Source organism: Lactococcus cremoris subsp. cremoris NBRC 100676 (assembly GCF_001591705.1).
Taxonomy (GTDB): domain Bacteria; phylum Bacillota; class Bacilli; order Lactobacillales; family Streptococcaceae; genus Lactococcus; species Lactococcus cremoris.
This window is the reverse complement of sequence record NZ_BCVK01000079.1, coordinates 1-9,044: the sequence shown is the minus strand read 5'-3', so window position 1 is coordinate 9,044 and position 9,044 is coordinate 1. Positions and strand designations below refer to the sequence as shown.

8 protein-coding genes and 1 pseudogene are annotated in these 9,044 nt (G+C 33.9%); 2 read left to right on the top strand and 7 right to left on the bottom strand.

Translation table 11 applies throughout. The annotated features are described in order from the left end of the window. Window positions 1-59: 59 nt before the first annotated feature. Together LLA01S_RS11245 and LLA01S_RS11240 are read left to right on the top strand one after the other, a co-directional pair. Complete coding sequence (locus LLA01S_RS11245) at window positions 60-449, top strand: SDR family oxidoreductase (RefSeq protein WP_061778324.1); 390 nt, start codon at window positions 60-62, stop codon at window positions 447-449. 76 nt (window positions 450-525) lie between these two features. Beyond that, entirely contained in the window at window positions 526-1,416 is an 891-nt protein-coding gene (locus LLA01S_RS11240; RefSeq protein WP_061778323.1) for an IS982 family transposase, read from the top strand. On the opposite strand, the gene LLA01S_RS11235 is transcribed toward LLA01S_RS11240, so the two are convergent. From LLA01S_RS11235 to LLA01S_RS13430, 7 genes and pseudogenes are all read right to left on the bottom strand, one after another. Then, a complete protein-coding gene (locus tag LLA01S_RS11235) occupies window positions 1,417-1,836 on the bottom strand; it encodes a hypothetical protein (RefSeq protein WP_021213107.1) in 420 nt (139 codons plus the stop codon). 60 nt (window positions 1,837-1,896) lie between these two features. Then, window positions 1,897-2,106 (bottom strand): hypothetical protein, encoded by a 210-nt coding sequence (locus tag LLA01S_RS11230; RefSeq protein WP_017865109.1) that lies wholly within the window; start codon window positions 2,104-2,106, stop codon window positions 1,897-1,899. Between the two features lie 60 nt (window positions 2,107-2,166). After that, window positions 2,167-2,658, bottom strand: a complete 492-nt coding sequence (locus LLA01S_RS11225; RefSeq protein WP_032951226.1) for an antirestriction protein ArdA — start codon at window positions 2,656-2,658, stop codon at window positions 2,167-2,169. A 23-nt stretch (window positions 2,659-2,681) separates the two neighbouring features. Continuing rightward, window positions 2,682-3,176: a hypothetical protein gene (locus LLA01S_RS11220; RefSeq protein WP_061778322.1), complete on the bottom strand. Its 495-nt coding sequence runs from the start codon at window positions 3,174-3,176 to the stop codon at window positions 2,682-2,684. Between the two features lie 94 nt (window positions 3,177-3,270). Then, entirely contained in the window at window positions 3,271-4,335 is a 1,065-nt protein-coding gene (locus LLA01S_RS11215; RefSeq protein ID WP_061778321.1) for a phage tail tip lysozyme, read from the bottom strand. 14 nt (window positions 4,336-4,349) lie between these two features. After that, on the bottom strand, window positions 4,350-6,395 hold the full coding sequence (locus tag LLA01S_RS11210; RefSeq protein WP_061778320.1) for a cell division FtsX domain-containing protein: 2,046 nt from the start codon (window positions 6,393-6,395) through the stop codon (window positions 4,350-4,352). Continuing rightward, a pseudogene (locus LLA01S_RS13430) lies at window positions 6,396-8,168 on the bottom strand (ATP-binding protein). Between the last annotated feature and the right edge of the window lie 876 nt (window positions 8,169-9,044).

Sequence of the window (9,044 nt, the reverse complement as noted above, 5' to 3'; positions counted from 1 at the left end):
GAATATCACATTAACTCCAGTTTATTGTATTAACTTTTAAAAATTACAGAAAGAGTGTTATGAAAATATTTATAGTAGGTGCCACAGGTAGAGTGGCTACAAGTTTGATTGAAAATTTAGTAATTGATGGTCATCAAATCATAGCAGGTTCTAGACACCCAGAAAAGGTATCAGAAAACAGTCAGGTTAAATCTGTTATGCTAGACCTTCACAAAGATGTTAATGATTTAGCTCGGATTATTGGCACAGTAGATGTTATTTATTTTACTGCGGGTTCTCGCGGTAAAGATTTACTTCAAACTGACGCTTACGGGGCCGTAAAAGTCATGGAAGTAGCTAAAATGAACAACATTTCACGTTTCATTATGCTTAGTTCTATATTTGCCTTAGAACCAGAAAAATGGAATGAGGAAGGTTTAAAAAATATACCAGAATACCCGAATTGCTAGTTAAGTTCATTGGAAAATAAATAAGTCGTGCTATCCTAATCTTAAACCACTAAGCATTAGAAAGCGCACGACTTATATGACTTATAATAGCACACTTCCAAAAGTTTTTGTTTATTTACTGACAACCATTGAGACGCTTTATCAAACGAGGGTTTCCCTTGAGGTTCAAAACCGAAAGAACGTCCATCTCGCAACATCAGATTGCTTAGTTATCGCTTGTTACCTCTGGGGCGTACTGCATTTTAGTGAAACGCTTAAAGCTAAGCACCAACTTGCTCAAAGTTTATTTCCTAATTTCCTAGAATATTATCGCTTTGTCCGCCGTTGTAATGCCCTCTTACCGAGTATCCAAGTCATTCGCCAAGCACTCGTCTTTAAAGAGGTTGAAGGAATTAGTGTATCCATTATTGACAGCTTCCCCATTCCTTTGTGTCAGCCTATTCGTAATTTCAGAAGCAAAGGTCTTGGAGATTATGCAAATGTTGGCTACAATGCTACAAAGGGACAGTACTTCTATGGATGTAAATGTCATGCTTTAGTCAGTGAATCAGGCTATGTCATAGACTACACAATTACTCCTGCTTCAATGGCTGATAGTTCAATGACAGAGGAAGTGTTGAGTCAATTTGGGACACCAACAGTCCTTGGAGATATGGGATATCTAGGTCAGTCACTGCATGATAGGCTGGAATTAAAAGGAATTGATCTAATGACACCTGTCAGGAAGAACATGAAGCAAAAGAAAATCCTTTTCCCTAATTTTTCAAAACGTAGAAAAGTGATTGAGCGAGTTTTCTCTTTTTTGACAAATCTAGGAGCTGAGCGTTGTAAAAGTCGTTCCCCTCAAGGTTTTCAATTGAAATTAGAGATGATACTTTTAGCGTATTCTTTATTGTTAAAATCAGCTAAATCACTGGAACCAGAGACTTTAAGATATTCTATCGCGTATCAAGTCATGCCTAAATAATCAACTAGCAATTCGGGTTTTTAGATGAATAGTTTTTATTGATTTCAAATTCCAATGTCCAAATTCTGATAAAAAATTTTTAGTATAGATTACATCTCCCTCATATGTTCCTTCAGATATTAAACCAGATTCTACTTCTAGCTTTCTTTTAGACAACCACTCTTTAAATGCTTCAGATACACTCACATTAATTTTAAATTCAGAATATTTATAAATTTTTTCTCTTACACGTTTCTCTAAATAATTATAAACTTCTGCTGGACATTTTTTAGTATGTTTTCCTTTTGAAATAGTCTTTGTCACAATTAACCACTCTTGAGTTGGTTCATTCCAATATTTTAAATGCCATACTTGATTTCCATTCTTCGCTTCAGTAGAAAACGGGTCTAAAACTTTTATTCCATCTTCTGATATTTTCATCTTCTAAATTATCCTTTCATTAAATGTTAGAAGACTTGAACATTACTATTCTAACATTTTTTAAACGATTTCTTGCAGTCGTCCGCAGTATTTTATAAATTCTTCATAACCTACAACACTCACTAGAGTAACTTTATAACTTTTTCTGATCACATACTCTGAAAATTTTGGATTTCGCCTCATTTTTGTCAAATCATTATCTAAAGTTCCCTTTTTTACACCAAACATTTCTGCTATTTCTTGTTTAGTTCCATATTTTTTTTCACTCATTCTTACCTCCCAACGCAAAAAAAAATAGAGCAAGGTTTTCCCTGCTCTTTTTCTTAACTACTAAATATTTCTAACATATCCGTGACTTGTTTTTGCATAATCATTTATCGCTAAATCTCGACCATAAGAACCAAAGTTAAAATATCTTTGTAGTGTTTCTACACTTAAAGTTTCTACACCGCCCATTTGTTCAATTAATTCTTGCGCCAAATCTTCAGCATCACCAGCTTCAACGAAGTCCAAATCATCTCTATTGTCTATAATATCATCAATACTATAAACTTCAAGAAACTCTTTTATGTGGTCTAAATCAGAAATTTCTTCTAATTTTTCAGCATACTCATTAAGTTCTTTGATTGATGAATACTCACCTACTTTATATCCGTAAAAATTTTCAAAATCATGTATAGCAAATTCCTCACCATGTTCTTCATCAAGCAATAAATCACGTTGAATTTGTCTGAAATCAACTGGTAAATCATACCAGCGCCCTCGAGTTTTCATATTATTGTAACTATTTAAATTTACAACATAAATTTTTGGTGTTTCCATTTTTCTATCCTCATATTTTCTAATTAATAATTTAAGATACTCAACCAGTTCATATCACTTAAATTTTTACTTTCCGCAAGTATGCCACTTATTGAAAATCCTTGCTTTTCCAAATCATCCGCATATTTTTTTAGATAGCGAACGCTATTATCTAAATTGTTTGCAAAAATGTCTAATCTTTGATGATAGCGTTGTTCTAATTGAACGAGGAAAATAATATGGTCAGAAAATACATGAATAAATGCTTTATCTATCTGCAAATATGCCAACATTTTTTCTTCTAAGCTTTCCCATTTTTTTTTAGATTTTACTATGCTGCTTTCTTGTATTAGTTTAATTTTCCCAATTGTTATTTTTAATTGTTCAGCCCAAGCTATAACTTCAGATAAAGTCGCATAAGGACAGAGTTTTAGTTCTCCCTCCATTTCTCGCAGTCTGTGGTCAAAAATTCTGAAATTATTTTCTAATATTCTTTCTGACATTTTGCCACTTGCTCTAACCTCTTCAAGTTTGCTCATATCCTCTCCTCTTCATTGTTCGGAAATAACTTTAAAAGCCCTGGAATTTTCAACGTGAAAACTAGGTTAATACCGAACGTTAATCGACTATTTTTTATTTTCCTATCACGTAATGTAATTGACTAGCCTGTGCTTTTGTTAAAACTTGGAAAGTATAAACCGTACTAAAACCAGTTCCTGATTGTGAAATCAAAACTGAACCGTCTGAATGTATTTCTTCCACAAAAGCCACGTGACCGTAAACTGGGTCTGCGTTCCATTGACCACCTACAGTTTGACCACCACTAAAGCTAACCGCACTATGAAGAACAGGAGTAGTGGTTACACTATAACCAGCTTGTTTTTGCCAATCAGCACCATTACCCATATACATTCCAAAAGTAATACCGAAATCCTTAGCTCGATTCCACGTGAACCACGTACATTGTTTGTACTCATAACTTGATGCAATATAACCGCTAGTATTAATTGGTTTATCCAAAGTCCAACCCGACGGAATACCTGGAGTAATTCCTGAGCCACCTGAACCGCCACCAGTTCCATTATCACCACCAGTAGTAAAGAATGTGTACCAATATTGAGCATATTCTTGACGCTGAGAAAGGCTATCAACTGCCCCCGCACGTTCCCATTTACGCATAATATCTTCTGTGGCTTGATTAATATTAGTTTCTTTAACTAATTTTTTTATCAACGTAGAATCAGAATCATCATGTTCAAACATAAATTCAACTTGAATATTAGTATCTGTCCAAGATTTTTTTTGACTTTTAGCGTACTTAAGCAAACTAACTCGCCTACCACTATCCCATTGTGTTAAACCAAAGCCATAGCCACCGATACTACCATTCATAGCTTTTGATTCATCATAGGACGCTTGACTTTGAATAGCGCTTGGAATCAATCCATCGCTTTCATGTTGGTTATTACCAATTAAAGCAGCAGCTCCTTCTTTAGTTCCGCCCTCTTTTAGTGCTCTATCCCAAATCGTTTTTGCGACTTGTTGCTGTGTAGTGTTCACATTAACATTATTATTAGAGGAATCATCCGCAGTAACAACATTAAAAAGGACAAATACAAAAGTTAAAAGGAAAACAAAAGGCAATAAAAGAGGAACAAAAGATAAAGCAATTTTTCGCTTCAGTTTCTTTTTAATCACAACTCCCCCTTTTGTTACAACTCATTTTTAATCTTAGTAGGACGATTGATTTGAGTATTTTCTCGTTTAATATCTTCTGACTTAACAGACTGTTTCACACTCGTTTTTGTAGGCTTATTACTATTTGGACTAAAACGCTGTTTATTTTTTTCAAAGCGTTGTGCCATTCTTTGCGCACTTGCTTTTTGTTCTTGATTCGCTTTTACACCTTTAACAATTGCTTGATTTCTGCTTTCTGCTGATTGATGTTTTTTCTCATAATTTTGTTGCGTATTTTTCACCATTCGCTCAGTTTCTGGGCGTAATTGTTCAAGTTTTTTATCATGTTCAACTTTTTGCTCCGATTTTTGTTTCAAATATTTAAGATTTTTACCTGTTTCTGTCTTAGGTTGTGCTTTATTCATATCAGAATAAGGAGCAACTTTGTCACTTGCTCGTTTCTTTTTAGTTTCTGAAGTTTGAGTATTTTGTTGTTTTTTCTCCGCTTTTTTATTTTGTTTCTCAAAACGTTTCTCAAAGCGCTCTTTTTGTTTAGTTGCCTTATTACGTTTTTTCTCATCGGAATTAGGGTCAAGAATATTCTTCATACTTTCACCATACTTTTTAAATCGATTTTCTGAACGACGACGATTAATCGCACCCGTTCCAACTTTATAATTAATATCTTTTGCAAAAGTTTTACCAGCAATGATTCCCGCTGTTCCATCAGCCAATATTGGCTGTAATGTCCGTTGTTTAGCTCTTGAAAATGCTGTGTCCATTGCATTAAATGCTCGATTGTTTGTAATCGCACTTGATGCATTACCTAAAACAGAGAAGAAGAAACCTCTAAATTTAAACAAGATAACATATACAATCACTTTTGCGATTGACATAAACAAATAATTTGCACCAGCACCACCAAAGATAGTATCTAAGAAATTATTCAAACTTAAAAATAAAGTTGTCGCATACCCTAAAAGTACAGACAAAATAAGGGTTACCCCTGTTTTGACAACTAAGTTTTTACCCGCTTGCTCAAAAACTGAGAGGAAAACTAAAAAGGCTACAATAGGTGCTACAAGTAAGAAAACAAGAAATGCAATACCCGCAATAAGTGCTCCTAACTTGAAGAGTAAAACACCACATCCTAAAACAAAATTATTGATAACTGCCCCAAGAGCAACAGAAAACTTATCTCCAATTTCATTAAAGCGTAAATGACTTACTTTTTCGGCTTTCCTTATGTCCGCTACTTTACCAGCATCTCCGCCTGAATTAATTAATTTATTAACATTTTCACTTTTAGTACCATATTGCTTATCATTATCGAAATTCATTCTTTCAAATGGTGTAATAACCATTGTTTGAAGTAAATCAGGCTTACCGTTAGATACCCCACCAATTTTAATTTTTTCAATCACTGAAGTATTAATATCTGCCGATTTAGTCTGAACTGTATCAATAACTTTTCCGCCCAAATTGAAAAATGAACTATTCAATATCAGTAAACCAAAAATCACTATTACTGTTTTAGCAAGATGCCCTTTTAAGAATGCTCGAAGCAGGCTATACAGTATAAATGTTGCAATCAACCAAAAAGAAGGGTTAGACGGGCTGAGCAAGGAATCATAAACTGTTTTTCCTGATGCAAGAACAACTTTTCCATAGTCTTTAACAACATTGATTTTAGAAAACATGTTATCTATCCACTTTGTAAAACTATATTCTTGTTTTGCAATGTAGAATACACCTTGCACCCCCATATTAACAGTAACTTTAATCTTATTGTCAGTATCAAGATAAGATGTATAAACATAGAGTGGTGTTTTATCATCACCTAATTCATAATTTGTTGAATCATCACCTAACTCTTTATTTATTGCATCATCTGAAGCATCCTTTATATCATCAACCGCATTTTGTGCATCATCCGCAGAGTTATTTAAATCATCTAGTGTATTTTGGTCTGGTAAATCTATACCAGGTATTGAACCACTTGATGTATCAGCCCCGACTTTGGAAAGGAGAATAAAACAGAAAAACAGCGCCACTAAAATAAGGACTGTTCTTTTTTTCATTTACGCTACCTTTCTAGTCGAAGCATTTTTACCTTCTTGTGTTTCAAAAAGTTTTGCAATTTCAGGAAAAACTCCATCTACTGTCATTCTTGATTTTCGACCAAAACAATCTTTATAAACACATTGCGCTCTTGTCATTGTATTCATCATTTTTCTTGATTCATCTGTCTTCGGAATTTTAAGATAAGCTAATTCTTCATCAACTTCATTTGGTTCAAGAAAGGCAAAGGTTTGACCAAAACTAGTGCTATCTTTCAACCCTTCAAGCTCACTCTTATCTTTAACCGATTGTGAAACTTGGAATGTAAAATCATTATAAGAGCGACCAGTTCTCCGTTTTTCTTTCAAAATATGCGCCCCTCTTGGTGTAGATTCCAAAAACCACGCTTCATCAAATAACGTAGATGTATTTTCTGATTTATCTCTACGACCAAACCATGTACAAAAATGTCCTAAAGCATACATAATCGCTAAGGAATTAATTTGAGAATCTGTGAATTGCTCAGGTTTATCTCCAGCTTGTGGAAGTGAAAGCCCTTGAACTTCTAAAATAGTAATGCGACTTTCCATAGAGATCGCTTTATTTTGACCATTTGAAAAGATAAGTGAGAGAACAGAGCGGTGACTATTACCAATTAAATATTTAGCCACCTTAGAAATTCCTTCAACTTCATTGTCTTTTAGATATTCAAAAACGGAAAGTAAACCAACCAATTCACCACGTTTACGTTTTTCAAGGAACATTTCAACCGCATTTGGAAATTCCGTGTCAAAATCGATATTTCGATATTTTTCAGGGATAACTTGTTTAACAAGTGTTTTACTTAAATCAACTGCTTCTTGACCAGTTAAAAATACAATAGGGTCAAGCACCCCGTGATTTTTTTCATTTTCCGCATCAAAAGTAATGAAATTAATTTTCTAAATATATCTTACAATCGCTTGTTTGAAATTATAAGACCAAATTTCCTTTTCGCTTGCATCATCATCAGGAATAGGTGCATTTTTGTATTCTTCCATGACCTTTAAATATTGATTTCGCATCTCTGCTTTAGGGTCAATATATAAATTTTTAGATTTCATTAAAGTCATATACAAGAACAACAGTTTAGCCAAGAAACTTTTACCCGCCCCAGTTTCACCTGTAACATCAGTCGCTGGATTATTGGTTACTTTTCCCAAGATGTCTTTATTAACAGCAAATGGATTGACAAAAACAAGGTTATTAGAATCAGCAAGTGCTTGCTTAAAATCTCCACCATAATTTCGACTTGAACCATCAACACGACCTAGATAGAAACCGTAGTCAAACCCAACTTTTTCGGTAACAAAAAAGAGGTTCTCACAGAAACTCTCAATTGACATTGGCTGTATCCAGTTTTTATCCGTTGCCAGTAAATCACTAGCAAAAGTAAGTTTATCAAGTAAATAGGGCTGGTCACCCATTGCTGAAGATAGCTCAACATTATAAGCCTTCATTTTCTCCATCAAATGGTTTTGTTTCCATTCAACCTCTTCTACTGATTCACCAGTAATAATAAGGGTCATGAGATAAGAAAGAAAAACCTCATTTGCATTATCCCTTTGAATAACATCTCCTAAGACTTCAACTGAAGCTCCAATATTATCATTTTGAATTGAATCCTTTTCGTAAGCTTCAATCTGTGTTTGTTTTAGTCTTCCTAAAGCACGTTCAGCCTTTTTCTTAATAGAGTTCCAACCTTTTCGTTTATTAAAATAATACTTCGTATTAACTTCAACTGGAAAAGGCATCGTTTGAATATACTCTACCAAATGAAAGTAACTTACATTATTTGGCAAATAAGCAATCGGAAGAACTTTTACAACACTTTCTCCATAATCGTTACCTAAACGGCTTGTACCATCCACAAAGTATTTCTTACGAACTTCTTCAAGATTAGAAATAGAGTTTTCCAACATGTTGACCTCATGTTCACGATTATAATATAAGCCACGTAAGTATTGATAACGATTAATAAACTTTGTTTGCTCACCATTTGTTGGTTTTGCATCCAACGTTGACAGAGTAGAGGATAGCGTATCATTAAGCCCCTCATACTCTTCATACCAATCCTCAAAAAATTGTTTTTCTTTCAAATAGCCCATTGCTTGCGCTTTTAATTGTTCAAACGTTGTTTTAATGGTCTTAATAAGGTTTGTAGAAATAAAGTTATTTTTTAATGGAATAACCATAAAATAGCGATATTCATAAGGTGCGCCCATTTCTTCAGCAAATAAATCTAACGTACCATCAAACATATATTCTGCTACTTCTCTTGTATCATCTGCCAAATCATCCGATAAGACTTGATAACGAGAGAACACATCAAGATTCATAGGCAAAGTTAGGATTTCCCCATTGTGATATGGAATGAGTTCAAGAAAAGCACTATGTTGAATTGCTTTCGCTGTTTCCTTTGCTTGTTCATCTGTACGAGATAAATTCATTGCCGGAACTTCAAACATAGCGTACACTTGACCATTTTCTTTTAACATCAAATTTTTATGAAATGCGATGATGTCATTATATTTTCGATTTTTAAACATTAATCTTCTTCCACCTCTCTATGATGAACTCCTTTCACCCAGTAACCTTTTTTTCTAAAATATATAATATATACCCGAATT

Bases quoted from the DNA above. Each gene is read 5' to 3' on its own strand.
- LLA01S_RS11245 (WP_061778324.1), top strand. From the start codon at position 60: ATGAAAATATTTATAGTAGGTGCCACAGGTAGAGTGGCTACAAGTTTG.
- LLA01S_RS11240 (WP_061778323.1), top strand. From the start codon at position 526: ATGACTTATAATAGCACACTTCCAAAAGTTTTTGTTTATTTACTGACA.
- LLA01S_RS11235 (WP_021213107.1), bottom strand. From the start codon at position 1,836: ATGAAAATATCAGAAGATGGAATAAAAGTTTTAGACCCGTTTTCTACT.
- LLA01S_RS11230 (WP_017865109.1), bottom strand. From the start codon at position 2,106: ATGAGTGAAAAAAAATATGGAACTAAACAAGAAATAGCAGAAATGTTT.
- LLA01S_RS11225 (WP_032951226.1), bottom strand. From the start codon at position 2,658: ATGGAAACACCAAAAATTTATGTTGTAAATTTAAATAGTTACAATAAT.
- LLA01S_RS11220 (WP_061778322.1), bottom strand. From the start codon at position 3,176: ATGAGCAAACTTGAAGAGGTTAGAGCAAGTGGCAAAATGTCAGAAAGA.
- LLA01S_RS11210 (WP_061778320.1), bottom strand. From the start codon at position 6,395: ATGAAAAAAAGAACAGTCCTTATTTTAGTGGCGCTGTTTTTCTGTTTT.